At 44.9% G+C, this 22,364-nt stretch carries 24 protein-coding genes and 8 tRNA genes; 28 read left to right on the top strand and 4 right to left on the bottom strand.

What is annotated here, in order from left to right:
* Window positions 1–208 precede the first annotated feature (208 nt).
* From metK to ACED45_RS12240, 9 genes are all read left to right on the top strand, one after another.
* Window positions 209–1,363: a methionine adenosyltransferase gene (metK, locus tag ACED45_RS12280; protein WP_017062234.1), complete on the top strand. Its 1,155-nt coding sequence runs from the start codon at window positions 209–211 to the stop codon at window positions 1,361–1,363.
* 369 nt (window positions 1,364–1,732) lie between these two features.
* Window positions 1,733–2,530 carry a DUF2189 domain-containing protein gene (locus tag ACED45_RS12275; protein WP_017067802.1) on the top strand — a complete coding sequence of 266 codons (798 nt, stop codon included), beginning with the start codon at window positions 1,733–1,735 and terminating at the stop codon, window positions 2,528–2,530.
* An 80-nt stretch (window positions 2,531–2,610) separates the two neighbouring features.
* The gene (locus ACED45_RS12270; protein ID WP_123284043.1) at window positions 2,611–3,111 is read left to right on the top strand and encodes a SprT family zinc-dependent metalloprotease; all 501 of its coding nucleotides are present in this window, start codon (window positions 2,611–2,613) and stop codon (window positions 3,109–3,111) included.
* Window positions 3,112–3,262: 151 nt separating this feature from the next.
* Window positions 3,263–3,994: an endonuclease gene (locus ACED45_RS12265; protein WP_102333138.1), complete on the top strand. Its 732-nt coding sequence runs from the start codon at window positions 3,263–3,265 to the stop codon at window positions 3,992–3,994.
* Window positions 3,995–4,146: 152 nt separating this feature from the next.
* Entirely contained in the window at window positions 4,147–4,878 is a 732-nt protein-coding gene (gene rsmE, locus ACED45_RS12260) for a 16S rRNA (uracil(1498)-N(3))-methyltransferase (protein WP_055319636.1), read from the top strand.
* Between the two features lie 9 nt (window positions 4,879–4,887).
* Window positions 4,888–5,838 carry a glutathione synthase gene (gene gshB / locus ACED45_RS12255; RefSeq protein ID WP_371714143.1) on the top strand — a complete coding sequence of 317 codons (951 nt, stop codon included), beginning with the start codon at window positions 4,888–4,890 and terminating at the stop codon, window positions 5,836–5,838.
* Window positions 5,839–5,942: 104 nt separating this feature from the next.
* Window positions 5,943–6,506: a YqgE/AlgH family protein gene (locus ACED45_RS12250; protein WP_371714142.1), complete on the top strand. Its 564-nt coding sequence runs from the start codon at window positions 5,943–5,945 to the stop codon at window positions 6,504–6,506.
* Between the two features lie 55 nt (window positions 6,507–6,561).
* A complete protein-coding gene (ruvX, locus tag ACED45_RS12245) occupies window positions 6,562–6,984 on the top strand; it encodes a Holliday junction resolvase RuvX (protein WP_048659417.1) in 423 nt (140 codons plus the stop codon).
* Between the two features lie 98 nt (window positions 6,985–7,082).
* Window positions 7,083–7,241: a hypothetical protein gene (locus tag ACED45_RS12240; RefSeq protein ID WP_165886710.1), complete on the top strand. Its 159-nt coding sequence runs from the start codon at window positions 7,083–7,085 to the stop codon at window positions 7,239–7,241.
* 69 nt (window positions 7,242–7,310) lie between these two features.
* On the opposite strand, the gene ACED45_RS12235 is transcribed toward ACED45_RS12240, so the two are convergent.
* On the bottom strand, window positions 7,311–8,420 hold the full coding sequence (locus ACED45_RS12235; RefSeq protein WP_048668740.1) for a PilT/PilU family type 4a pilus ATPase: 1,110 nt from the start codon (window positions 8,418–8,420) through the stop codon (window positions 7,311–7,313).
* A 14-nt stretch (window positions 8,421–8,434) separates the two neighbouring features.
* The gene (locus ACED45_RS12230) at window positions 8,435–9,472 is read right to left on the bottom strand and encodes a type IV pilus twitching motility protein PilT (protein WP_371714141.1); all 1,038 of its coding nucleotides are present in this window, start codon (window positions 9,470–9,472) and stop codon (window positions 8,435–8,437) included.
* A gap of 26 nt (window positions 9,473–9,498) precedes the next feature.
* Between ACED45_RS12230 and ACED45_RS12225 the strand changes: the two genes are divergently transcribed.
* From ACED45_RS12225 to hemW, 7 genes are all read left to right on the top strand, one after another.
* A complete protein-coding gene (locus ACED45_RS12225; protein ID WP_102431287.1) occupies window positions 9,499–10,203 on the top strand; it encodes a YggS family pyridoxal phosphate-dependent enzyme in 705 nt (234 codons plus the stop codon).
* An 82-nt stretch (window positions 10,204–10,285) separates the two neighbouring features.
* A complete protein-coding gene (gene proC, locus ACED45_RS12220; RefSeq protein ID WP_102431288.1) occupies window positions 10,286–11,104 on the top strand; it encodes a pyrroline-5-carboxylate reductase in 819 nt (272 codons plus the stop codon).
* A gap of 76 nt (window positions 11,105–11,180) precedes the next feature.
* A complete protein-coding gene (locus ACED45_RS12215; protein ID WP_017067798.1) occupies window positions 11,181–11,738 on the top strand; it encodes a YggT family protein in 558 nt (185 codons plus the stop codon).
* A 29-nt stretch (window positions 11,739–11,767) separates the two neighbouring features.
* Window positions 11,768–12,058 carry a DUF167 family protein YggU gene (gene yggU / locus ACED45_RS12210; protein ID WP_009847703.1) on the top strand — a complete coding sequence of 97 codons (291 nt, stop codon included), beginning with the start codon at window positions 11,768–11,770 and terminating at the stop codon, window positions 12,056–12,058.
* 28 nt (window positions 12,059–12,086) lie between these two features.
* On the top strand, window positions 12,087–12,518 hold the full coding sequence (locus ACED45_RS12205; protein ID WP_102431289.1) for a DUF4426 domain-containing protein: 432 nt from the start codon (window positions 12,087–12,089) through the stop codon (window positions 12,516–12,518).
* 46 nt (window positions 12,519–12,564) lie between these two features.
* Entirely contained in the window at window positions 12,565–13,164 is a 600-nt protein-coding gene (locus ACED45_RS12200; RefSeq protein ID WP_048668738.1) for an XTP/dITP diphosphatase, read from the top strand.
* Window positions 13,164–14,351: a radical SAM family heme chaperone HemW gene (gene hemW / locus ACED45_RS12195; protein WP_371714140.1), complete on the top strand. Its 1,188-nt coding sequence runs from the start codon at window positions 13,164–13,166 to the stop codon at window positions 14,349–14,351. The genes ACED45_RS12200 and hemW overlap by 1 nt, the downstream gene beginning before the upstream one ends.
* A 111-nt stretch (window positions 14,352–14,462) precedes the next feature.
* Here hemW and glsB read toward each other — a convergent pair whose 3' ends face one another.
* Together glsB and trmB are read right to left on the bottom strand one after the other, a co-directional pair.
* On the bottom strand, window positions 14,463–15,383 hold the full coding sequence (glsB, locus tag ACED45_RS12190; protein ID WP_048668736.1) for a glutaminase B: 921 nt from the start codon (window positions 15,381–15,383) through the stop codon (window positions 14,463–14,465).
* Window positions 15,384–15,568: 185 nt separating this feature from the next.
* Complete coding sequence (gene trmB / locus ACED45_RS12185) at window positions 15,569–16,288, bottom strand: tRNA (guanosine(46)-N7)-methyltransferase TrmB (RefSeq protein ID WP_010435641.1); 720 nt, start codon at window positions 16,286–16,288, stop codon at window positions 15,569–15,571.
* Between the two features lie 165 nt (window positions 16,289–16,453).
* Here trmB and mutY point away from each other — a divergent pair, with 165 nt between their 5' ends.
* The 12 genes from mutY to ACED45_RS12125 all read left to right on the top strand — a co-directional run bounded on the left by mutY (window position 16,454) and on the right by ACED45_RS12125 (window position 22,256).
* Window positions 16,454–17,515, top strand: a complete 1,062-nt coding sequence (gene mutY, locus ACED45_RS12180; RefSeq protein ID WP_048659427.1) for an A/G-specific adenine glycosylase — start codon at window positions 16,454–16,456, stop codon at window positions 17,513–17,515.
* A gap of 28 nt (window positions 17,516–17,543) precedes the next feature.
* Entirely contained in the window at window positions 17,544–17,816 is a 273-nt protein-coding gene (locus ACED45_RS12175) for an oxidative damage protection protein (protein ID WP_010435637.1), read from the top strand.
* Window positions 17,817–17,885: 69 nt separating this feature from the next.
* Window positions 17,886–19,019 (top strand): membrane-bound lytic murein transglycosylase MltC, encoded by a 1,134-nt coding sequence (gene mltC, locus ACED45_RS12170; RefSeq protein WP_048659428.1) that lies wholly within the window; start codon window positions 17,886–17,888, stop codon window positions 19,017–19,019.
* Between the two features lie 103 nt (window positions 19,020–19,122).
* Window positions 19,123–19,198 (top strand) — tRNA-Phe (locus ACED45_RS12165).
* A gap of 74 nt (window positions 19,199–19,272) precedes the next feature.
* Window positions 19,273–19,348, top strand: a tRNA-Thr gene (locus tag ACED45_RS12160).
* A 7-nt stretch (window positions 19,349–19,355) separates the two neighbouring features.
* Window positions 19,356–19,431, top strand: a tRNA-Phe gene (locus tag ACED45_RS12155).
* Between the two features lie 56 nt (window positions 19,432–19,487).
* Window positions 19,488–19,563, top strand: a tRNA-Asn gene (locus tag ACED45_RS12150).
* Between the two features lie 71 nt (window positions 19,564–19,634).
* Window positions 19,635–19,710 (top strand) — tRNA-Thr (locus ACED45_RS12145).
* Window positions 19,711–19,717: 7 nt separating this feature from the next.
* Window positions 19,718–19,793, top strand: a tRNA-Phe gene (locus tag ACED45_RS12140).
* 56 nt (window positions 19,794–19,849) lie between these two features.
* Window positions 19,850–19,925, top strand: a tRNA-Asn gene (locus ACED45_RS12135).
* Window positions 19,926–20,319: 394 nt separating this feature from the next.
* On the top strand, window positions 20,320–21,945 hold the full coding sequence (locus ACED45_RS12130; protein ID WP_371714139.1) for a methyl-accepting chemotaxis protein: 1,626 nt from the start codon (window positions 20,320–20,322) through the stop codon (window positions 21,943–21,945).
* A gap of 235 nt (window positions 21,946–22,180) precedes the next feature.
* Window positions 22,181–22,256: transfer RNA gene (locus ACED45_RS12125), tRNA-Phe, on the top strand.
* Window positions 22,257–22,364: the final 108 nt, after the last annotated feature.

The following is a 22,364-nucleotide window of genomic DNA, read 5'->3' as shown; positions in this document are numbered from 1 at the left end:
ACATCACTTAGCAGTGGCTTATCTCGATCGATACGCAAACGATTAGTTATGACATATCATAAAAAAGAGCTTGTAATTCGACCGCTGGAATTTAGAATAGCCGTCTAGATGTAGAAACACCTACAAAATATACTGTATTTAATGGCGGCGCTTCCTAGCTTGCGACGCCATAAACTATTTACACCAAAAACTTAAAAGTGGAGCTCTCATGGCTAAGCACCTATTCACTTCTGAATCTGTTTCAGAAGGTCATCCAGATAAAATTGCAGACCAAATCTCTGATGCTGTTCTTGATGCCATCTTGGAACAAGATCCAAAAGCACGTGTTGCTTGTGAGACTTACGTTAAAACCGGCATGGTTATGGTTGGCGGTGAAGTGACAACGTCTGCATGGGTTGATATCGAAGAAATCACTCGTGAAACAGTACGTGAAATTGGTTACGTTCATTCTGATATGGGCTTTGACGCTGACTCTTGTGCTGTTCTAAACACAATTGGTAAGCAGTCTCCAGACATCAACCAAGGTGTTGATAAAGAAGACCCTAAAGAGCAAGGCGCAGGCGACCAAGGTATCATGTTTGGTTACGCGACTAACGAAACTCCTATCCTAATGCCAGCTCCAATTACTTACTCTCACCTTCTTGTTAAGAAGCAAGCTGAAGTACGTAAGAGCGGTAAGCTTGACTTCCTTCGCCCAGATGCGAAATCTCAAGTTACGTTCCAATACGACCAAGGTAAGATCGTTGGTATCGATGCTGTTGTTCTTTCTACTCAACACTGTGATTCAGTAACAACGCCTGACCTACGCGAAGCAGTAATGGAAGAAATCATCAAGCCAGTACTTCCTGCTGAGTGGATCAACAAAGATACTAACTTCTTCATCAACCCAACAGGCCGTTTCGTAATCGGTGGCCCAATGGGTGACTGTGGTTTAACTGGTCGTAAGATCATCGTTGATACCTACGGCGGCGCAGCTCGTCACGGTGGCGGTGCATTCTCAGGTAAAGATCCATCAAAAGTTGACCGTTCTGCAGCTTACGCGGCTCGTTACGTTGCGAAAAACATCGTTGCTGCTGGCATGGCTGATCGTTGTGAGATTCAACTGTCTTACGCTATTGGTGTTGCTGATCCAACATCTATCATGGTTGAAACGTTCGGTACTGAGAAAGTAGCGCACGAAATCATCATTGAAGCAGTTCGTCAAAACTTCGACCTACGTCCATACGGCCTTCAAGAGATGCTGAACCTTCTTCAGCCTATCTACAAGCAAACTGCTGCATACGGCCACTTCGGTCGTGAAGAGTTCCCTTGGGAAGCGACTGACAAAGCAGCAATCCTTGCGGACTTCGCGGGCCTAAAATAATTTAGCCACTGCGATTTGTTTCTTTAAAGCCCTTACTGCTTAGTAAGGGCTTTATTTTTATGTACTTACCGAACTTTCACTCACAATACCCTTCTCCAACGCCCTTCTTTACCGTTAACCACTTAGTATAAAAAGCCGCTGATAATTTGTGTTTTCTAGCACTACTGACAATAGTTAAGGTAACTCCTAGGCGATCAAGCTCACATTTAACTTAAATTAATTCAGTCTGATAACGCTCGTTAAATGCACGCTAGAACAATAACTGGGATGACAAAGAGCAATTTAGCTCAAACACCATAACTCTCACACAAGCCACATCGATGAGCCTTATGGAATTATAACTAGGACGTTATTTAACTAGGGGGATCTATGCCTCGTACCGCGCACCCATCCGAACTGAACGATAAAAAACACAAGGTTAGCGATAAGGATTACGCTCGCACCATTCCTTGCAACCAAATCAGTATTTCCGCACCCTTTCATTGGTTGTCGCTTGCTCTGCATGACTTAGTAAGAATGCCATTAATCAGCGCATTTTACGGATTGTGCTTTATGGGTGCAGCAATTGCGATTGTTCAACTTGTCCAATGGCAAGGAACACACTTAGTCGTGATGCCAAGCCTGATCGTCTACATGCTGATAGGGCCGTTTCTTGCCCTAGGCTTGTATGACGCAGCTTGGGAAAGAGAAAAAGGCCATAACGCCAGCCTACTGCACTCAATGAAAGCCATCACTCGCAACTCCACCCACCAATGGGCCTTTGCGATTGTGTTGATGGTTGCGATGATATTCTGGATGCGTATCGCTGCGTTATTGCACGCGCTCTACCCTTCTGTGCAAGGCGCACCATTGGCTGAGTTCGCTCCCTTCTTAATTACGGGTTCTGTGATTGGTTTTGTTATCGCAAGCCTCATATTTAGCATCTCAGCATTTTCAATTCCGTTAATGATGGAGAGACGCGTTGATGTGATGAGTGCGATTTTCACTAGCTTTAATGCCGTGAAATCGAACATTCCTGCAATGGTGGTTTGGGCAAGTATTATTTGTGCCGGTATTCTGGTGGGTTTTGCCACCTACGGCATCGGAATGATCGTCACCATGCCGCTACTTGGTTATGGTACATGGCACGCTTATCACGAGATCATTAAGAAAAAACATCACGTGTAAAGCATCGCTAGATCAAAAAGCAATGTTATGATGAGGCCTTGGCTTAAACGCTGAGGTCTTTTATTTGGAGTTAACAACGTTTGTCTTACACCCCGCAACAACATCGAGCAAATAAGAAATTGGCCGAGTGCCTAGCTATCGCAAATCAACATTTCTCTCGTGAATTTCCACACCCAACTATCACCTTCAAGTTAAGAGGTAAAGCGGCGGGAAAGGCCTACCTTCAGCTCAACGAAATTAAGCTCAACCACGTACTATTTTCTGAAAATGAAGACGCCTTCATCAACGAAGTTGTGCCGCATGAGCTCGCACACCTAATCACGCATCAGGTTTTCGGACGTGTTAGGCCTCACGGAAACGAGTGGAAATACGTGATGGAAAAGGTATTCAACGTTCCAGCCAAAACAACTCACAGCTTTGAAATCGCTTCAGTTCAAGGGAAAACCTTTGAATATCGATGTGAGTGCACCACTTACCCATTATCAATCAGACGACACAATAAAGTGCTTCGAAATCAATCGACCTATCGCTGCCAGCAGTGCAATCAAACCTTATCCTTCACAGGCACACAGCTCAGCTAAAGTCCTAGACTCGCACCTATTCGATTTGGTAACCCCATCCTTTTTATTTCAGAAAGCAACACTCGATTAAGTTGATGATAGAAATGTAATGGAGAAACTCATCCTTTGAGTGCTAGACTGATGTTTATCATACTTTTATCAGTCTTTTTCTATGCAAAAACTCACCATCAAAGCATTTGGCCTACCTGTGTCTTTTTACTTATCAATAGTATTTGGCCTACTGGTAACCCAAAGCGTTTTCGCCGCACCACCGAGCTCATTCTCCAAAGCAAAAAGAGAAGCGGTGAAGATTTATCTCGACCACCCGACTTCATTTTATTGTGGTTGTGACATTACATGGAAGGACAAAAAGAAAGGGATTCCCGACCTTGACGGCTGTGGTTATCAAGTCCGAAAACAACAAAAGCGAGCGAGTCGAATTGAGTGGGAACACGTGGTTCCAGCTTGGCAATTCGGCCACCAGCGTCAGTGCTGGCAAGATGGCGGGCGCAAGAACTGCACTCGCAATGACAAAGTATTCAAGTCCATGGAAGCCGATCTCCACAACCTAACGCCAGCTATCGGTGAAGTAAATGGTGACCGTTCGAACTACAACTTCAGCCAGTGGAATGGAATGGATGGCGTGAGCTATGGTCAGTGCGAAATGCAGGTCAACTTCAAGCAGCGTAAGGTGATGCCGCCAGACAGAGCAAAAGGCTCTATCGCGCGTACCTACCTTTACATGAGCCAAGAGTATGGCTTCAAGCTATCTAAGCAGCAAACCAACCTGATGATGGCGTGGAACAAGCAATTTCCTGTCGACAAGTGGGAATGTACTCGGGATGAGCGAATCTATGCCATCCAAGGAAATCACAACCCATTTGTTTACCCTGCTTGTAAATAACGTCACTCGTACAATCAACATTCCAACTATCTCAAACAAGAGTTTCAGAATTGCCCCTGAAACTCTTGCTCTACCCTTGTTTTTTCAACCAAAAGCATCCATGTTAGGCAGAGACAAAATACCCAAATGAACATATTTATAGGTTTACCAGCATGAGAATCCCTCGTATCCATCACCCAGAACGCATTCATCAGTTAGGTTCACTCGCTTTAGGCGAAGATGCCGCGGGTCATGTTGGTCGTGTCCTTCGCATGAAAGAAGGCCAAGAAGTCCTTCTATTTGATGGCAGTGGTGCTGAATTTCCAGCGACAATCACTGAAGTGTCAAAGAAAAATGTCACCGTTAATGTTTCTGAACGCATCGAGCGCAGCAGCGAATCTCCGTTAGACTTACATTTAGGCCAAGTGATTTCACGTGGTGACAAAATGGAGTTCACCATTCAGAAATCGGTTGAGCTTGGTGTGAACACCATTACCCCTCTAATTTCAGAGCGATGTGGCGTTAAGCTTGATACAAAACGCTTTGAGAAAAAACTCGCACAGTGGCAAAAGATTGCTATCGCGGCGTGTGAACAGTGTGGCCGTAATACGGTTCCAGTCATTCGTCCAATTATGCAGCTTGAAGAATGGTGCAGCGAACCAAGCGAAGCACTAAAGCTAAACCTGCACCCTCGAGCAAAGTACTCAATTAACACCCTTCCAGAACCTATCAGCAAGGTACGCCTATTGATTGGTCCTGAAGGTGGCTTGTCGGCTGAAGAAATCGGCATGACAGAGCAATACAAATTTGAAGAGACGCTACTCGGCCCACGTGTACTTCGTACCGAAACAGCTGCTCTAACCGCAATTACTGCCTTACAAGTCCGTTTTGGCGATCTAGGCTAGGAGAAAAAAATGATCAAACTTGGCATCGTAATGGATCCAATTTCATCCATTAACATCAAAAAAGACTCTAGCTTTGCCATGATGCTTGAAGCTCAGCGTCGTGGTTACGAAATCCATTACATGGAAATGGATGATCTACACTTAGATCAAGGCGTAGCCATTGCTGACACTAAGGTTGTAGAACTAAAGGAAGACCCAAACGGTTGGTATAAATTCAAGTCAGAACAGACTATCGCGCTATCTGATTTAGATGCAGTATTGATGCGTAAAGATCCTCCGTTTGATACTGAATACATTTACGCGACCTACATTCTTGAGCGTGCTGAAGAAAACGGCGCACTGATCGTAAACAAGCCACAAAGCCTACGTGACTGTAACGAAAAGTTGTTCACGGCTTGGTTCCCAGAGCTAACACCAACTACCATCGTGACTCGTAAAGCTGAAAAGATTAAAGAGTTTCGTGAGAAGCATGGTGACGTGATCCTAAAACCACTTGATGGTATGGGTGGTGCGTCTATCTTCCGCGTGAAGGAAGGCGATCCAAACGTATCGGTGATCATTGAAACGCTGACCAACCATGGTCAAAACTACGCAATGGCACAAACCTTTGTTCCTGACATCAGCAATGGTGATAAGCGTATTCTCGTGGTTGACGGTGAGCCAATGCCTTACTGCCTAGCTCGTATTCCAGCTAAAGGCGAAACACGCGGCAACCTAGCCGCTGGCGGTACAGGTGAAGCTCGTCCGTTAAGTGAAACAGACTGGGCTATTGCACGAGCAGTGGCTCCTTCACTAAAAGAAAAAGGCTTAATCTTTGTCGGACTGGATGTTATCGGCGACAAGCTGACAGAAATTAACGTGACCAGCCCTACTTGTATCCGTGAAATTGAAGCTGCTTTTGATATTTCGGTAACAGGTAAATTAATGGACGCAATCGAGCGTCGCGTTAACGCTAAATAGCCTAAACTAAAGAAAGCCTTAGCTATTCGCAAACGGCACAGAATCAATGAGCGGCTTCACGCCGCTCTTTTTCCTTTACTGGGAACACACTGGCAGGAGGCTCTATGAATTTAACGAACCACTTTCTGGTTGCTATGCCCGGAATGAAAGACCCCTACTTTCAAAATTCGGTAATTTACCTTTGTGAACACAACGACGAAGGTGCGATGGGCTTAATGATCAACGCTCCTATCGATGTCACTGTCGGAAGCATGCTTAAACAAGTTGAGGTTGATTCTGAGCAGCCGAAATCGAATCAGGCAAGTCTTGATAAGCCAGTATTGAACGGTGGGCCGGTCGCAGAAGACCGTGGGTTTATTTTGCACAAACCTAAAGGCAACTATCAATCCAGCATCAACATGACAGATCAAATCTCAGTGACAACCTCAAAAGATATCTTGATGGTGTTGGGCACAGAAGATGAGCCGATGAATTATTTAGTCGCACTTGGGTATGCAGGATGGGAACCGGGACAACTAGAAACCGAACTTACCGAGAACTCATGGTTAACCGTTGAAGCCGATCCAAAGGTCATCTTCGATACACCGATTTCTGACCGCTGGAAAGTCGCCGTGCAGATGTTAGGCATTAATGCGGCTCAGCTTTCAGCAGACGCTGGTCACGCCTAGCTCAAATCAGCTAAATAAACAGACACTCTCAAACACAGATAAATTTGGAACCCCCATGTCACGAACAATTATGGCATTTGACTACGGTACAAAAAGTATCGGCAGTGCGATAGGACAAGAAATCACAGGCACAGCAAGCCCACTGAAAGCCTTTAAAGCCAAAGACGGAATTCCTAACTGGGACGATATCGAAAAGCAAATTAAGGAGTGGCAACCGAACCTGATTGTGGTTGGCCTTCCTACCGACCTTCATGGCAAAGATCTAGCCACCATCACACCTAGAGCGAAGAAGTTCGCTAACCGCCTTAAAGGGCGCTTTGGTGTTGATGTTGAACTGCATGATGAGAGGCTATCGACTGCAGAAGCAAGAGCCGATCTTTTTGACATGGGTGGCTATAAAGCATTAAGTAAAGGCAATGTAGATAACCAGTCTGCAGTCGTCATTTTAGAGAGCTGGTTTGAAGCGCAATATTCGTAACGAAAATTAAGTGAGCAAAATTTGAACTAATTTGTGATCCCACACGAATTTCACGCCGTAATGTCGATGCAATTCAAAATCAGAACGTGGGAGTTCAAATGAAAATTTTTCTAGCAATCTTCACCGCTCTAACCATTTCAGCATGCAGTTCAATGGGTGGTTCAGCGGGTTACACTGGCGAACAATATCCAACTAAAATTAAATTAGAGAAAGAGCGTGGCTACTCGAACGACAACAACCGTTTTGCTAATCACTAATTTATTCACTTTACAAAAAACCCGCATCTCAGCGGGTTTTTTATTGGCACCAGACACTAGGCATTCAACCTAACCCATGTCTATCTTTACCCCGGCCAAAGCACCAGTCCCGTAGTCATCATCGCCACGTCTGGTTTTTAGCATCAAACGTAAGTCATTAGCAGAGTCAGCACTGTGAAACGCATCCTCTTCGCTGATCTTGCCTGCTACAACTAAATCATATAAAGCTTGGTCAAAGGTCTGCATACCAATCTCTTTTGATTTTGCCATGGTTGCTTTCAGTTCATGTAGTTCACCACGACGAATCAAGTCAGACACACGAGGGCTGTTGAGTAGAATCTCAAACACACCATGGCGACCGCTGCCATTCTTATCTCTGATTAATTGCTGAGCCACCACACCACGCAAGTTCATCGACAAATCAAACAAGAACTGCTCTTTTTGTTCCTTCGGTACCAAGTGGAGAATACGTTCTAACGCTTGGTTAGCGTTATTGGCGTGCAAAGTTGCCATACACAAGTGACCCGTTTCAGCAAAGGTCATCGCGTATTCCATGGTTTCACGGCTACGGATTTCGCCAATCAAGATCATGTCTGGCGCTTGACGTAACGAGTTCTTAAGTGCGACTTCATAGCTCTCGGTGTCGAGCCCAACCTCACGTTGAGTCACGATACATTTTTTATGTTCGTGAACGAATTCAATTGGGTCTTCAACCGTCAAGATATGCCCCGAGCGGTTGGTATTGCGATAACCAGTCATCGCAGCCATTGAGGTCGATTTACCAGAGCCTGTCGCCCCAACCACCAACACAAGTCCGCGCTTAGCGATTGAAAGGTCCTGCAGTACATCTGGAAGCTTTAATTGCTCAAAGGTTGGGATGTTAGTCTCGATACGTCGAATGACCGCTCCAGGTAGCTCTCGTTGAAAGAATGCACTGACACGAAAACGCCCAAAGTCACGCACTATGGCAAAATTAGCCTCACGCGTTTGCTGATATTCATCACGTCGGTCTTGATCCATCATCGCATCAAGTAGTTGAGCGACCTGAACCAAATTCAGCTTCTCGCCTTGCGGTCGTAGTTCACCATCGACACGGAACAAGACAGGCGCATCGACAGTGATATAAAGATCGGACGCTTTTTGAGACAACATTCCCTCAAGGATTTGATTCAATTCCATTATGTGCACCTTGATTAAAACATTGAGGTTTCAATTTCGATTTTTTTCTCAACCTCTTCCGAATCAACCAAGCCTTGAGCCATCAGCTGCTTCGCGTTTTGCTCCATAGTTTGCATGCCATGTGCTGCGCCCGTTTGAATGATCGAATACATCTGAGCGACCTTATCTTCACGAATCAAGTTTCTGATCGCTAGTGTCGCCATCATGATTTCATGGCAAGCCACACGACCACCCCCTACACGTTTTAGCAGCTTCTGTGCAATTACCGATCGTAACGATTCAGACAGCATTGAACGCACCATGTCTTTATCGCTACCAGGGAAAACATCAATGATACGGTCAATCGTTTTTGCTGCAGAGCTGGTATGTAGGGTACCAAAAACCAAGTGACCGGTTTCCGCTGCGGTTAGCGCTAAGCTGATCGTTTCTTGGTCACGAAGCTCACCAACAAGGATAACATCTGGGTCTTCACGTAACGCGCTGCGCAGCGCCGCTTTGAAGCTGTGAGTATCACGATGGACCTCACGCTGGTTAACAAGGCATTTATTGTTGGTGTGAACGAATTCAATCGGGTCTTCGATCGTCAGGATATGTTTGTTGTGGTTGCGGTTTACGTAATCAACCATCGCCGCAAGGGTCGTTGATTTACCAGAGCCTGTTGGGCCAGTAACGAGCACTAAACCTTTTTCGTAGTTGGCAATCTTTTCAAAGATTTCAGGCGCACCTAGTTGATCTAAAGTTGGGATTTCTACAGGGATAGTTCGAAAGACAGCCGAGCAACCACGAGCTTGGTTAAAAGCATTCACACGGAAACGACCAACATTGGGCAATTCAAAAGAGAAGTCGACTTCCAATTTTTCTTCAAACTCACCACGCTGCGAATCGCTCATGATCTCAAAAACCAAACGATGCACATCAGCATGACTCAAAGCTGGGATTCCAAGCTTCCTTACTTCACCATCTATACGTACCATTGGAGATACACCCGCAGAAAGATGTAGATCTGACGCGTTATGCTTTACACTAAAATCTAGTAACTCAGTGATATCCATTTATTTTCCCTTAAGTAAAGTCAGCTATGAGTAGTATTCAACAAAATATCGAACAAATCACCTCACAGATTCGTAGTGCTGAGCAAAAGTGCGGACGAGCTCCAGAGTCCGTGCAACTTTTAGCCGTCAGCAAAACTAAACCTATTGATGCGATTCTAGAAGCCGCACTCGGAGGCCAAGTTGCCTTTGGTGAAAACTATGTTCAAGAAGGTGTCGATAAAGTAAAACACTTTTCAGAACAACATTCTAACCTAGATTTAGAGTGGCACTTTATTGGTCCAATTCAGTCCAATAAAACTCGTCCAATCGCGGAAAGCTTCCAATGGGTACATTCCGTTGATCGCGATAAGATCGCACAAAGACTTAATGATCAACGTCCAAGCGAACTTCCACCTCTACAGGTGCTGATTCAGGTAAACACCAGTGGTGAAGAGTCTAAGTCAGGAACCTCAGAAGAGACAGTTTTTGCACTCGCGGAGTTGATTTCATCGCTCCCTAACCTCACCTTAAGAGGATTGATGTCGATTCCTGCAAACGTCTCTGACTATCAATCACAGCTTAATGCGTTCTCTCAACTGGCAGAGCTTAAAGATAAGTTATCCGCGAAGTATCCAGACATCGATACCCTGTCTATGGGGATGAGTGGTGATATGGATGCAGCCGTTGAGGCTGGCAGCACAATGGTTCGTATTGGAACGGCTATTTTCGGCGCTCGTGATTACGCGAAATAGCCGTAGTAAGTAACCAACGACAAGTACAAGTATTGATACCGCTTCGCCTTATCCGCGCAGCGACACGCTCAGGATTTTATATATGGAACATAAGAACATCGCCTTTATTGGGGCGGGAAACATGGTTCGCTCAATTGTAGCGGGCTTAGTCGCGAGTGGTTACCCAGCGCAAAAGATTACGGCAACCGCACCTTCAGAAACCAGAAGGTTGCCGTTAGAACAAGAATACGGCATCAATACCACCAGCGATAATATTGCAGCAGCAGAGCAAGCAGACGTTGTCGTGTTATCCGTGAAGCCACAAATGATGGCTAATGTATGTAAGCCCTTACAAGATATCGACTTCAGCAACAAACTGGTTATCTCAATTGCCGCGGGTATTAATGCGAATCGACTCAATGAGATGTTAAACTGCCAGCTGAACCTTGTTCGTGTGATGCCAAACACGCCATCACTACTTGGGAAGGGGATGAGCGGTCTTTATGCCGATTCAACCGTTAGCCAAGATGATAAAGACTTTGCTTCTCAGCTGATGCAAGCTGTAGGTGAAGTAAGCTGGGTTGAGCAAGAATCTGGTATCAATAACATTATTGCGGCGGCGGGTAGTGCTCCGGCTTACTTCTTCCTGTTTATGGAAGCGATGCAAGCAGAAGCAGTCAACCAAGGCTTCGACCAAGAAACCGCTCGTAAATTAGTTCAGCAGTCTGCGTTAGGCGCGGCAGAGATGGTGGTAGCAAACCAAGAGACTGAATTATCAACACTGCGTGAACAAGTGACATCAAAAGGCGGCACGACCGCAGAAGCACTACGCACGTTTAACGAACATCAACTATCAGACATCGTAGCCAAAGCCATGCAAGCGGCAGTCGCTCGGGCTGAAGAGATGGAAAAACTGTTTTAGTACCAATCAAGGTAAACAAGCATTTTGCCGCTCAGGTTATATCTAAGCGGCAAGTAAATCCGAAAAAGGAAACAATATGAACTCGATGAGCTTTCTGATCTCGACCGTTTTTGATCTTTACATCATGGTTGTGATCTTGCGTATCTGGCTACAAGCATCACGTGCAGATTTCTACAACCCATTCTCACAATTCATCGTAAAAGCGACACAACCGGTTGTTGCCCCACTACGCCGAGTTATTCCATCTATCGGCAGCCTTGATCTTGCGACGGTTGTTTTTGCTTATGTGCTGTGTGTACTTAAGTTCGTTGCTCTAAACCTGATTATCTCTGGCGGCGCTGCCGTTTTCGATATTAGCTTCCTAATCTTTGGTGCACTGTCTCTGCTCAAAGCGGCTGGTGGTTTAATTTTCTGGGTTCTACTTATCCGTGCAATCCTAAGCTGGGTAAGCCAAGGTCGTAGCCCAATAGAGTACGTATTCCATCAACTGACTGAACCAATGTTAGTGCCTATTCGCCGTATCCTTCCGGACATGGGTGGTTTCGACCTAAGCGTACTGGTTCTGTTCATTGTTCTGCAATTTGCGAACTTCCTAATGGGCGACATGATTGGTCCTATTTGGTATCAACTATAATTCAAGTACAAACATCAGGTACTTTGACGATGCCAAAAGCGGTTTGGGCCGAGGAAGACGATATTCTTCTTAGGCTCTATATCCAACCCAAAGCAAGCCGAGACAAGATTGTTGGCTTGCATGGTGAGGAACTAAAAATTGCCATTACCGCCCCACCGGTAGATGGCAAAGCCAATGCCCATTTAGCGAAATACCTAGCGAAACAGTTTAAGGTCGCAAAAGGGCAAATTAAGATAGAAAAGGGAGAGCTCGGTCGGCATAAGCAAGTTCGAATATGCTCGCCAAGCCAAATCCCAACTGAAGTCAAAGCCATCCTATGATGGCTTTTTGCTATTTATTGGAGTCATTATGCGTCTATGGATAACAGCACTACTCACCTCTCTTATTGCCCTACCTAGTTGGGCAGGGCAGTTTAAAAACATCAAAGATGTCGAGGTTCACTACTCGGCTTTTAATTCCACGTTTCTAACTGCGCAAGTCGCTAAGCAATACAAACTTAAGCGAAATGGATACTCAGCAATCCTCAACATCAGCGTGTTAGACAAGGCTTCCCTAGGCAAGCCTGCTACAACGGCTAAAATTACGGGAACAGCGAAGAACCTCGTTGGAAACACCCGAACTTTGAAGTTTCGAGAAATCAAAGAAGGTGATGCGATTTATTACCTTGCTGAGTTCCCTGTAACTCACGAAGAGAACATCACCTTTAACATCGATGTTAACGCAGGCTTGAAAGGCACTGGCCCACTGCGCTTCACACAGAAATTCTATATAGAAGAGTAAGCTATCCCTTACTTTTCATTTATTCACTTATTAGAGTCACATTCCCATGAGCAAGATTGTTTTAGCAACAGGCAACCAAGGTAAAGTTCGCGAGATGGCAGATATTCTGTCTGAGTTTGGCTTTGACGTGGTCGCACAAAGTGAATTTAACGTTTCAGAAGTCGCTGAAACGGGGACAACTTTCATTGAAAATGCCATCATCAAAGCTCGCCACGCCGCGAAAGAAACAGGACAGCCAGCGATTGCTGACGACTCAGGTTTAGAGGTTGATTACTTAAATGGTGCTCCGGGCATCTACTCAGCGCGTTACTCAGGTGAAGGGGCAACCGATAAACAGAACATCGAAAAATTGCTAAACGCGATGCAAGGTGTCGAAACTGAAAAGCGTACTGCGCGTTTCCACTGTGTGTTGGTGCTAATGCGTCACGAGAATGATCCAACACCTCTAGTGTGTCACGGGAAATGGGAAGGTCGCATCCTTACCGAAGAACATGGTGAGAATGGCTTTGGCTACGATCCCGTATTCTTTGTTCCAGAAGATAACTGCGCATCAGCAGAGCTTGAATCTTCACGTAAGAAGCAACTATCACACCGTGGTAAAGCGCTTGCGTCACTATTAAAGACTCTCAAGGAGCAAGCTCTGTAATGCACAATGCAGCGCTAATACCACCAGCACTTAGCCTCTATGTCCACATCCCATGGTGTGTACAAAAGTGTCCGTATTGTGATTTTAACTCTCACGCCCTCAAAGCCGAGATCCCAGAGAAAGAGTACATCGATGCACTGCTTGAGGATCTCGATACCGATATCGAAAAATATCAGCTCAATGGTATGCCTCGTCCATTGCACTCAATCTTTATAGGTGGAGGAACTCCGAGTTTATTCTCTCCTGAAGGCATCGGGCGGTTACTACAAGGTATTGAGCAACGTATTCCGTTCAAACCTGAAATAGAAATCACCATGGAAGCCAACCCGGGAACTATCGAAGCTGAGCGTTTTGCAGGTTACCAAAAGGCAGGAGTGAGTCGAATCTCGGTGGGTGTGCAAAGTTTTGAGCAAGATAAGCTTGAAAGACTTGGGCGTATTCATGGTCAAGACGAAGCTGTGAATGCCGCTCATTTAGCGCATAAAGTTGGATTGAATAGCTTCAATCTAGACTTAATGCACGGCTTACCCGATCAGAGCATTGATCAGGCACTGTCTGATTTAGACAAAGCGATCGAGCTCGATCCTCCGCATTTATCTTGGTATCAGCTAACAATAGAACCTAACACCATGTTCTATTACAAAACGCCAAAGCTACCTGACGATGATGACCTTTGGGATATATTCGACCTAGGCCATAAGAAGCTCGCAGACGCAGGGTATGTACAGTACGAAATCTCAGGCTACAGCAAGCCTGGATATCAATGCCAACATAACCTCAACTACTGGCGCTTCGGTGACTACTTAGGTATTGGCTGTGGCTCTCATGGCAAGCTGAGCTTTGCTGATGGGCGCATTGTTCGCACCACTAAGGTTAAGCATCCTAGAGGCTACCTAGCAGCGTACCAGAACATGGTGAAGCCTTATCTATCAGACGAATTTGAAGTGCCCAATGAAGACCGCCCTTTTGAGTTCTTCATGAACCGCTTTAGGCTAATGGAAGCATGTCCAAAGCAAGATTTTATCGATACGACTGGGCTTGGTTTTGACTCGATTCAAGAAACTATTGAATGGGCAAAAGAGCTAGGCTACTTGAATGAAACCGACACTCACTGGCAGATAACAGAAAAAGGGAAGCTATTCCTCAACGATTTGCTGGAAGCTTTTATGGCAGAAGAGGACGAATAGATTCGAGAGATATTGTGTAAGGGTTGGTTTTAGGGCCAACCCTTTTTATTTTATAGCCCCCTCTCGGAGCGAAGCGTTCTACAGGACGAAGCCCGTGCTCGCATCTTTCTCTTAGAAAATAGAACGACCAATTCGCTCAGAAAGCAACTCTAGCGCCTTAGTACCTGCTAAAGAGTTACCAGAAGGGTCAAGCTCTGGAGACCACACCGCAATAGTCATTTCGCCAGGAACGATAGCGATAATACCGCCACCCACACCCGATTTACCTGGCATCCCAACACGGTAAGCAAACTCACCAGCCCCATCATACAAACCGCATGTCGCAAGCAAAGCATTCAACTGCTTGGTTTGAACTGGCGTGATGATCTCTTTCTTGGTTTGAACCGACACACCTTTGTTTGCCAAATAGCTAAAGGTTTTTGCCAAGTCCACACACGTCATTTTAAGCGCACAGGCATGAAAGTAGTTATTCAAAACAGGGATAACATCATTTTCAAAGTTACCAAATGAACGCATCAAGTAAGCGATAGCCGCATTACGATCGCTGTGCATCATTTCTGAAGCCGCTACTATCTTGTCATAGACGATATGGGTGTCGCCCGACAACTGACGCACAAACTCCAATAAGCGGTGTCTAGGCGCAGATAAGCGGCTTTGTAGTAGGTCTGCAACGACAATTGCGCCCGCATTAATGAACGGGTTACGGGGAATCCCATGTTCCATCTCAAGCTGAATCATAGAGTTAAAGGCTTGGCCAGAAGGCTCTTTGCCTACGCGTTGCCAAATCTCTTCAGGCTTGTATAACACCATAGCTAATGTCAGGCTCAAGGCTTTAGAGATGGATTGCACAGAAAAGGCTTCCTCTGCATCACCCGCTTGAATCACCTCACCTTCATTGGTGTATACCGCAATCGCCAGTTTCTGGTTCGATACGCGAGCCAATGCAGGGATATAATCAGCAACCTTTCCCTGACCAATTAGGGGACGAACTTCGTCTAAAATCTCGGCTAAAATAGCTTGAGTTGGTTTCATGTATGCTTACTTCTATATTGTTATTTTTGTAGGGTTCTAACATTACTTTCTGTCCTTAAACCTTTATCGCAATAAAAGCCTAAGGACAAAAAAGCCAACATTACAATAATGTTGGCTTTAATCAATCCCACAAAGTGTAAGGTTTAACCTAAAGCAGGTTTACCTTCACTTGTTGTGCTCGATAATTACTTAGTACGCTTGTACTTAATATCCCAAACACCATGACCAAGACGGTGGCCACGAGCTTCAAATTTAGTCAGTGGACGCTCATCTGGGCGAGGAATGTAATCACCATCTTCAGCGATATTCTCGAAGCCTGGAGCAACGTTCATCACTTCAATCATGTGCTCTGCGTAGTTTTCCCAGTCTGTTGCCATGTGGAAAATACCAGTATCAAGTTGAAGCTTACCGCGAACCATTTCTGCAAACTCAGCCTTAACGATACGACGTTTGTGGTGACGAGCTTTGTGCCATGGGTCAGGGAAGAACAGTTGCAGTGTATGCAGGCTGCTATCTGGAATCATGTGTTCAAATACTTCTACTGCATCGTGACACATTACACGCAGGTTAGTTACGCCAGCATCACGCGCTGTACCTAAACAAGCACCAACACCTGGGCTGTGAACTTCAATACCTAAGAAGTTTTTCTCAGGTGCGTTCTTTGCCATTTCAACCAGTGATGCACCCATACCGAAGCCAATTTCTAGTACAACTGGGTTATCGTTGCCAAATACTTCTTTCCAGTTAAGAAGCTCTGGGTTGTAGTCGATACCCATTGTTGGCCAACATTCATTCATCGCGTTTTCTTGGCCTTTTGTTAAGCGGCCTTCGCGGCGAACAAAACTACGGATCTTACGAACCAGTTTGCCGTCTTCAGTATATTCGTTAGTGGTCACTTCACTCATTGATTTTTGCCTGCACATTGATTAATCAAAGCGGGGATTATCCAAAGAATTGCCTTCGGTGCAAGTCTTTCCGTGGATAAATTCCCACACAATTTGTCTGTTTTACATCCAACGTTAAGTGTGGTGCAATTTCGCTTCTAATAATAGCAAAGCATAGAGCATGTCGTGACTCCTTTCGCAACCGCCATATTAAAGTGGTATGACGCCTACGGGCGTAAAGAATTACCTTGGCAACAAAACAAAACCGCCTACACCGTTTGGCTATCTGAAATTATGCTTCAGCAGACTCAAGTCGCCACGGTGATTCCATACTACCAGCGATTCTTAGAACGCTTTCCAACGGTTATCGACCTAGCGAACGCCGAACAAGATGAGGTTCTGCACTTATGGACAGGGCTTGGTTACTACGCACGAGCTCGCAATCTACATAAAGCAGCCAAGATCGTTGCTGAGCAATATGGTGGTGAATTTCCGCTTTCTATCGAAGAGATGAACGCGCTACCGGGCATAGGTCGCTCGACGGCAGCTGCAGTGCTGTCTTCGGTTCACAAACTTCCTCATGCGATTCTTGATGGCAATGTAAAACGAACACTTGCGAGAAGCTTTGCCGTTGAAGGTTGGCCAGGACAAAAGAAAGTCGAGAACCAGCTCTGGGAACACGCCGAAGCACACACACCGAAGAAAGATGTCGATAAGTACAATCAAGCAATGATGGATATGGGCGCGATGGTTTGCACCCGTAGCAAGCCTAAATGTGCGTTGTGCCCGATTGAAAGCATGTGTGAAGCCAAGAAACTTGATAAACAACTCGACTTTCCAGGTAAGAAACCTAAGAAAGAAAAACCAGTAAAAGAAACATGGTTTGTGATTCTGTACCACAACAATCAAGTATGGCTCGAACAACGCCCTCAATCTGGTATCTGGGGAGGGCTATTCTGTTTCCCTCAAAATGAAAATGCAGAGATCGAACATCAGTTAGATCTTCGCTCGATCAAAGACAGTGAAACCGATTCAATCGAGACCATGATTGCGTTTCGACATACTTTCAGCCACTACCACTTAGATATCACGCCAGTATTAGTGAAATTAGATAAACAACCAGATTTGATAATGGAAGGGACTAAAGGTCTCTGGTATAACTTATCAAAACCGGAAGAAATTGGCCTAGCCGCTCCTGTAAAGCAGCTTATTGAGAGCCTACCCTTTGAACTGAACGACGCCGTTTGAATCAACGAACGCCATAAGAGGAACCACTATGAGCCGCACTGTATTTTGTGCTCGCCTTCAAAAAGATGCTGAAGGCCTAGATTTTCAACTTTACCCAGGTGACTTAGGTAAACGTATCTTTGACAACGTGTCTAAAGAAGCTTGGGGACAATGGCAAAGCAAGCAAACAATGCTGATCAATGAAAAGAAGCTAAACATGATGGATCCTGAACATCGTAAACTTCTTGAAACTGAGATGGTTAACTTCCTTTTCGAAGGTAAAGATGTCGTAATTGATGGCTATACTCCACCAAGCGAATAAGACATTTATTTAAGCAATTTTTAATGACATCATGGTTAACGCTGCGATGTCATTTTTGTATGAGGAACTATGAAAAAGCTAAGTTACTTCCTAACAGCCATGTTATTAACTGGCTGCAGCCGTGAATTTGTCGAAAGCATTTATGATGTTAATTATGAGCCGACCAACCGATTTGTAAGCAATTTGGCAGAGCTACCCGGTCAGTTTGAAAAAGACACCGGAGCACTAGACTCTTTGATTAATAGCTTTTCTGGCAATATCCAAAAGCGCTGGGGCAGCAGTGAAGTAAAGATGGCCGGTAAAAGTAACTATGTGAAATACATAGATAATTACCTAAGCCGTTCAGAAGTAAACTTTAGCGAAGGCCTCATAACGGTAGAAACCGTCTCCTCTACTGAGCCTAAAAAACACCTCAAAAACGCGATCATGACAACGCTTTTGACGCCTGATGATCCGGCGCATGTCGATCTATTCTCTTCCAAAAGCATCAAGTTAGAAGGCAAACCTTTCCTCTATAATCAAGTTGTAGACCAAGATAAAAAGCCCATTCAATGGACATGGCGCGCTAACCAATTCGCGGATTACCTGATCGCTAACAACCTAAAAACCAAAGAAGTCGACTTTAAAAAAGCCTATTACGTTGAGATCCCAATGGTGGCCGATCACGCTAGCCAGCGTAGTTACCAATACGCCGACATCGTTCGACGAGCATCTCAGCGTTACGACATTCCTGAAGACTTGATCTACGCAATAATCAAGACAGAGAGTAGTTTCAACCCATACGCGGTGAGTTGGGCAAATGCATACGGTCTGATGCAAGTGGTGCCTAAAACCGCAGGTCGAGATGTCTTTAAACTAGTAAAGAACAAGCCTGGAGAGCCCAGCCCAGAGTATTTATTCAATCCAGAAAACAACATTGATGCTGGTACCGCATATTTTTACATCCTTAAAAATCGTTATTTGAAAGACGTAAAACATCCGACAACGCTCGAATACAGTATGATTTCAGCATACAACGGCGGCACGGGTGGCGTGCTCAACACCTTCAGTAAGGACAGAAAACGAGCAATGCGAGACTTAAACTCGCTGCAACCTAGCCAAGCGTACTGGGCACTTACTAAGAAACACCCAAACAAAGAGTCGCGCCGATACTTAGAAAAAGTAACAAAATTCAAGAAAGATTTTAACCAAGGTAAAACGTAAGCCTCACTTTTGAATAAAAAAACAACTAACGAACGTTTTTTTTAATTATTTTCAAAAAAGGTGTTGACGGTTATGCAGAAAATCCGTTTAATAGCGCTCCGTTGCCCGGATAGCTCAGTCGGTAGAGCAGAGGATTGAAAATCCTCGTGTCGGTGGTTCGATTCCGCCTCCGGGCACCACAATTTGATTTGTTGGTGTCAACACTCTTTAACAGGGAGTGGTAGCACGGACGAAAGCAAAAAGAATTTAGTGTGCCGACTTAGCTCAGTAGGTAGAGCAACTGACTTGTAATCAGTAGGTCACCAGTTCGACTCCGGTAGTCGGCACCATTCTTTTGCCTCGATAGCTCAGTCGGTAGAGCAGCGGATTGAAAATCCGCGTGTCGGTGGTTCGATTCCGCCTCGAGGCACCATTATTTGGTGCTTAACAAATAATGGTCTTTATAGACCTGATGTTGACACAAATAATTCCCCTTTAGTTCAGTTGGTAGAACGGCGGACTGTTAATCCGTATGTCGCAAGTTCAAGTCTTGCAAGGGGAGCCATTTTTAAAGAACTTCATTTTATATGAGGTTTTAATTGAAGAGTTTAACTCTTTAAGCAAAGAATTTAGTGTGCCGACTTAGCTCAGTAGGTAGAGCAACTGACTTGTAATCAGTAGGTCACCAGTTCGACTCCGGTAGTCGGCACCATTCTTTTGCCTCGATAGCTCAGTCGGTAGAGCAGCGGATTGAAAATCCGCGTGTCGGTGGTTCGATTCCGCCTCGAGGCACCATTATTTGGTGCTTAACAAATAATGGTCTTTATAGGCCTGATGTTGACACAAATAATTCCCCTTTAGTTCAGTTGGTAGAACGGCGGACTGTTAATCCGTATGTCGCAAGTTCAAGTCTTGCAAGGGGAGCCACATTCAAGAAAGCCAAGTCGAAAGACTTGGCTTTTTTTCGTTTGAACAAAAACAAACTCTATTCAATAGACACATCAGCTCAACGCAACTCTTAATCAGTCTCGATAAGTTGAGTCATATCCTTCTAGTACCTTCACTACAGCAGTTGATTCTAAGTTCTATAAAGAACCTCTATTCCAACAGAACCAACTAATCCCAGAAATCCCCTTCCCCACCTTAACTCCGTAAGCCGTCACATCAAAACAAACAGAATTCCATTTCATTACTTTTTTTTCTTCGAAAATTTAATCTCTATCATGTTTTGATATCTTTCTAATATCTGCCATACACGACTTAGATTAAGATTCGATGAACTATACCTAATACTAATTATTGAATCGCTGCGCGGGGAAACATGAAACTAAAAACGCAAGCTTACTTATTATCGGGCATCATCTTGATCGCCCTGCTAGCACTGACCGCTACTGGTTTATGGACATTGAGAGTCGCGAGCAACATGGACAACAAAGCTCGCGTGACCGAGCTATTTAAGAGTGCATACAGCATCCTTACTGAAGTCGAAAAAATGGCGATTGATGGCACTCTAGAAGAAGAGCAAGCTAAGCAACTAGCTACTCGCCTTCTACGTAACAACATCTATAAAGATAATGAATATGTTTACGTAGCCGATGAGAACATGACGTTTGTCGCGACACCATTAGATCCTCAATTACACGGAACCAGCTTTAACGACTTTAAAGATGGCAACGGGAATAGTGTTGGTCAACTAATCCAAAGAGTACTTGGTAATCGTACTGGGCAGATCATTGAGTACACCTGGACACAAAAACTGCCAGATGGAACGATTGAAGAAAAACTGTCTATAGCAGAGAAAACACCACATTGGGGCTGGGTTGTCGGCACAGGTATCGGGTTCAATGAAGTTAACGCTCGTTTCTGGTCTACCGCTCAATGGCAGCTGTTCCTTTGTGTCGTGATTGCTGGTCTTATTCTATCGAGCCTAATTGTATCTATTAAACGCATGCTAGCGCTTCTTGGTGGCGAACCTAAAGATGTAAGAGAAGCTGTACAAGCCGTAGCACAAGGTCGAATTCAAACCACTTTCGAAACTCAGGCGACAAACGGCAGTATTTACCACGCCGTACAACAAATGAGTAAGTCACTGGCTGAGTTGGTATCAAACCTAGACGCTTCAATGCTGGCATTAAGGGGAGAACTGCAGCGCGTAGAAGACCGTGCTGGGTCAATTGCTCAACTAACAGAGACCCAACAGCAATCAACAGAGATGATCGCGACAGCAATGACCGAGATGGCCTCTTCAGCCAATAACGTTGCTGATTCAGCTAGCGATACCGCGCGCAACACCGACGAGGCCGATAAACAGAGCCAGCATACCCAACAACTGATTCACAACACAGTAGACAACATTCAAGGCCTAGCAGGCCAACTAGGCACAGCAAGCGAAGCTGTCGCTAACCTAGATAACGATGTAAACAACATTGCGAAAGTATTGGATGTGATTGGTGATATAGCGGAGCAAACTAACCTGTTGGCACTTAACGCAGCCATTGAAGCAGCTCGAGCTGGCGAACAAGGTCGTGGATTTGCGGTTGTAGCAGATGAGGTTCGTAACCTTGCAGGCCGAACACAATCGAGCACCAAAGAAATCCAATTAATGATTAACAACCTTCAAGAAGGATCTCGCAACGCAATTCAAACCATGGAAGTTTGTGCCGCGACCAGTGAAAGTACCGTAACAGAGTCTCAAAACGCCTCTGAAGCACTACAACAGATTGTTGTCGCATTAGAGTCCATTTCATCAATGAGTCATCAAATCGCAACTGCGGCCGCTGAGCAGACTCAGGTGAGCGATGATATATCGAAGCGTATTAATATGATCGAAGAGAGCGGTAACCAACTGAGCAATGTCGTAACAGAAAGTCATAGCAGCACCCAAACTCTTGCCTCTCTTTCAAACGAATTAGAAGCTTGGGTTAATAGGTTTGAAGTAAAACACTAAACTCCCTAGAAAATTTTTAAATAAAAAAGCACGTTTTCATACGTGCTTTTTTTATTTCGGCGCCCATTCAGTGTAGTTAACCGTAGTTTTACTATCTTTTAGGGCATGCTAGACCTAGGTTTTTCACCCCAAATGAGCAAAAACAACCCACTAAGTATAGAAAAACATCAAACGATACTTTTTTTGCAATTTAATGTTGACCCAGAACGCGAAAACACGTTTAATACACCTCGTCGCCCGGATAGCTCAGTCGGTAGAGCAGAGGATTGAAAATCCTCGTGTCGGTGGTTCGATTCCGCCTCCGGGCACCACAATTTATTTGTTGGTGTCCTAGACAACAACAGTAAAGCACAAAGAAATATTATGTGCCGACTTAGCTCAGTAGGTAGAGCAACTGACTTGTAATCAGTAGGTCACCA

It is taken from the genome of Vibrio crassostreae, assembly GCF_041439375.1.
GTDB classification, from domain to species: Bacteria; Pseudomonadota; Gammaproteobacteria; order Enterobacterales; family Vibrionaceae; genus Vibrio; species Vibrio crassostreae_D.
Note: the sequence above shows the minus strand (reverse complement) of the source record. Positions and strands in the feature narration are given on the sequence as shown.

Coding starts and splice junctions, on each gene's coding strand:
- ACED45_RS12175 (WP_010435637.1), top strand. CDS start 17,544: ATGAGCCGCACTGTATTTTGTGCTCGCCTTCAAAAAGATGCTGAAGGC.
- rsmE (WP_055319636.1), top strand. CDS start 4,147: ATGAGAATCCCTCGTATCCATCACCCAGAACGCATTCATCAGTTAGGT.
- metK (WP_017062234.1), top strand. CDS start 209: ATGGCTAAGCACCTATTCACTTCTGAATCTGTTTCAGAAGGTCATCCA.
- ACED45_RS12250 (WP_371714142.1), top strand. CDS start 5,943: ATGAATTTAACGAACCACTTTCTGGTTGCTATGCCCGGAATGAAAGAC.
- ACED45_RS12130 (WP_371714139.1), top strand. CDS start 20,320: ATGAAACTAAAAACGCAAGCTTACTTATTATCGGGCATCATCTTGATC.
- hemW (WP_371714140.1), top strand. CDS start 13,164: ATGCACAATGCAGCGCTAATACCACCAGCACTTAGCCTCTATGTCCAC.
- trmB (WP_010435641.1), bottom strand. CDS start 16,288: ATGAGTGAAGTGACCACTAACGAATATACTGAAGACGGCAAACTGGTT.
- ACED45_RS12200 (WP_048668738.1), top strand. CDS start 12,565: ATGAGCAAGATTGTTTTAGCAACAGGCAACCAAGGTAAAGTTCGCGAG.
- ACED45_RS12240 (WP_165886710.1), top strand. CDS start 7,083: ATGAAAATTTTTCTAGCAATCTTCACCGCTCTAACCATTTCAGCATGC.
- ruvX (WP_048659417.1), top strand. CDS start 6,562: ATGTCACGAACAATTATGGCATTTGACTACGGTACAAAAAGTATCGGC.
- ACED45_RS12225 (WP_102431287.1), top strand. CDS start 9,499: ATGAGTAGTATTCAACAAAATATCGAACAAATCACCTCACAGATTCGT.
- ACED45_RS12235 (WP_048668740.1), bottom strand. CDS start 8,420: ATGGAATTGAATCAAATCCTTGAGGGAATGTTGTCTCAAAAAGCGTCC.
- glsB (WP_048668736.1), bottom strand. CDS start 15,383: ATGAAACCAACTCAAGCTATTTTAGCCGAGATTTTAGACGAAGTTCGT.
- ACED45_RS12205 (WP_102431289.1), top strand. CDS start 12,087: ATGCGTCTATGGATAACAGCACTACTCACCTCTCTTATTGCCCTACCT.
- gshB (WP_371714143.1), top strand. CDS start 4,888: ATGATCAAACTTGGCATCGTAATGGATCCAATTTCATCCATTAACATC.
- ACED45_RS12275 (WP_017067802.1), top strand. CDS start 1,733: ATGCCTCGTACCGCGCACCCATCCGAACTGAACGATAAAAAACACAAG.
- proC (WP_102431288.1), top strand. CDS start 10,286: ATGGAACATAAGAACATCGCCTTTATTGGGGCGGGAAACATGGTTCGC.
- ACED45_RS12230 (WP_371714141.1), bottom strand. CDS start 9,472: ATGGATATCACTGAGTTACTAGATTTTAGTGTAAAGCATAACGCGTCA.
- ACED45_RS12215 (WP_017067798.1), top strand. CDS start 11,181: ATGAACTCGATGAGCTTTCTGATCTCGACCGTTTTTGATCTTTACATC.
- mltC (WP_048659428.1), top strand. CDS start 17,886: ATGAAAAAGCTAAGTTACTTCCTAACAGCCATGTTATTAACTGGCTGC.
- ACED45_RS12265 (WP_102333138.1), top strand. CDS start 3,263: ATGCAAAAACTCACCATCAAAGCATTTGGCCTACCTGTGTCTTTTTAC.
- yggU (WP_009847703.1), top strand. CDS start 11,768: ATGCCAAAAGCGGTTTGGGCCGAGGAAGACGATATTCTTCTTAGGCTC.